The 2345-nt window shown below is 65.9% G+C and carries 2 protein-coding genes; both read left to right on the top strand.

Annotation, left to right across the window (positions count from 1 at the left end):
- Positions 1-174: 174 nt before the first annotated feature.
- On the top strand, positions 175-1722 hold the full coding sequence (gene mshL, locus ACEN88_RS29535) for a pilus (MSHA type) biogenesis protein MshL (RefSeq protein WP_413345428.1): 1548 nt from the start codon (positions 175-177) through the stop codon (positions 1720-1722).
- On the top strand, positions 1723-2345 hold a 623-nt coding region (locus ACEN88_RS29530), incomplete at its 3' end, for an ExeA family protein (protein ID WP_413345426.1).

Raw genomic sequence — 2345 nt, 5'->3', positions numbered from 1 at the left:
CATGCACGCGTTTGTTGTCGCGCGTGCCCGCGACGACCGCGCGCAACAACTGCTGCGCCGGCACGTTGTTGACGGACACGTTCAACCGCTCTTCCCGCGCGGGCCGCGCTGGCGACGCAACTGCCGAAGGCGCGGCCCGCGCTGGAAGAGCGTTTCAACGTCTCCTTCAACAACGTGCCGGCGCAGCAGTTCTTCCGCTCGATCGTCGCGGGCACGCGCTACAACATCCTCGTGCATCCGGATGTCGCCGGCACCATCACGGCGAACCTGAAGGACGTGACCTTGCCGGAGACGCTCGACGCGATCCGCGAGATGTACGGCTACGACTACCGGATCGACGGCACGCGCATCTCGATCAAGCCGCTGACGATGCAGACCAAGATGTTCCACGTGAATTACCTGGTCGGCAAGCGCTCAGGCATGTCGAGCACGCGCGTGACGTCGACGTCGGTTTCGAACGCGGTCAACAACCAGAACGGCAACGGCTACGGCAACAACGGCAGTAACCAGGGCCAGAACCAGAACGGCAACAACGGCAACAACCAGAACAACAACGGCAACAACCCGAACGGCCAGAACGGCGGGCAGATGGACAGCACGGACGTCGCCACGACGTCCGCCAACGATTTCTGGGGCGACCTGAAACTGGCCATCGAGGCCATCGTGGGATCGAAGGAGGGCGGCCGCAGCGTCGTCGTCAGCCCGCAGTCGGGCGTGCTCGTGATCCGCGCGATGCCGGACGAGCTGCGTAACGTCGACGCTTATTTGAAGGCCACGCAGCTCGCCGTCGACCGCCAGGTGATCCTGGAAGCGAAGATCCTCGAAGTGGAGCTGAACGACAGCTACCAGAGCGGCGTCAACTGGGCGTCGTTCGCGTCGATCAAGAGCGGCCACGACAACCGCGTCTCGGGCGGCACGATCGCGCCGGGCGCCACGCTCACACCGCTGCCGTTCGGCGGCGGCCAGCCGGCCGTGATCACGGATCCGAGCACCGGCCTGTCGGCCAGCAGCGGCTTCTCGCTGTCGAATGCGGCGGGTGCGGCCGGCTCGATGTTCGGCCTGGCCGTGCAGACCGCGAACTTCGCGGCGCTGATCTCGTTCCTCGAAACGCAGGGCACCGTGCACGTGCTGTCGAGCCCCCGCGTGGCGGCCGTCAACAACCAGAAGGCCGTGCTGAAGATCGGTACCGACGAGTTCTACGTCACCGGCGTGCAGACGACCACGAACTCCACGACGACCGGCAACACGGTGTCCCCGAGCGTCACGCTGCAGCCGTTCTTCTCCGGCGTCGTCCTCGACGTCACGCCGCAGATCGACGAGAAGGGCAACATCCTGCTGCACGTGCACCCGTCCGTGAGCCAGGTCTCGACGATCAACAAGTCCGTCAACCTGGGCACGGCCGGCAGCCTGAACCTGCCGCTCGCGGCATCGGCGACGTCGGAACTGGACAGCATCGTGCGCGGCCAGAACGGCCAGGTCGTCGCCATCGGCGGCTTGATGCGCCAGTCGTCGACCGCGGACGATTCGCAGCTGCCGGGGACCGGCAGGGTGCCGGTGCTGTCGGCGCTGTTCGGCGCGAAGAAGCGCGTGAACCAGAAGCGCGAACTGGTCGTGCTGATCAAGCCGACCATCGTCGAAGGCATCAACAACTGGAACGACGACCTGCTCGACACGAACCGCCGCATCGAGCAGCTCGACCCGCGCACCCGGGGGAGCCGCTGAATGTACACGGCCCACTTCGGCCTGCGCGAACTGCCGTTCGGGATCACGCCGGACACCAGCTTCTTCTTTGGCGCCCCGCATTCGCAGGAAGCCCTGAACACGCTGCTCGTCGCGGCGCGCGGCGGCGAGGGCTTCATCAAGATCACGGGCGAAGTCGGCACCGGCAAGACCCTGTTGTGCCGCAAGTTCATGGCGACGCTGGGCCCGGAATTCGTCACGGCGTACATCCCGAATCCGTACCTCGAACCGCGTACGCTGATGCTGGCGCTCGCGGACGAGCTGGAAGTCGGCTACGACAAGGACGCCGACCAGCACCAAGTCCTGAAAGCCATCACGCACCGGCTGCTGCAGCTGGCGGGCGGGGACAAGCGCGTGCTGCTGTGCCTCGACGAGGCGCAGGCGATGCCCGTCGAGACGCTGGAGGCGCTACGCCTGCTGACGAACCTGGAGACGGAAAAGCGCAAGCTGCTGCAGATCGTCCTGTTCGGCCAGCCGGAGCTGAACCGCAAGCTGGAGCTGCAATCGATCCGCCAGCTCGCCCAGCGCATCACGTTCCACTATCATCTCGGTCCCTTGAGCCGCGACGACCTCGATTACTATGTGGCGCACCGCCTGCGCGTCGC

This window comes from Massilia sp. CT11-108 (assembly GCF_047302915.1).
Classification (GTDB): domain Bacteria; phylum Pseudomonadota; class Gammaproteobacteria; order Burkholderiales; family Burkholderiaceae_D; genus Telluria; species Telluria orientalis.
This window is presented reverse-complemented; position numbering and strand designations above follow the sequence as displayed.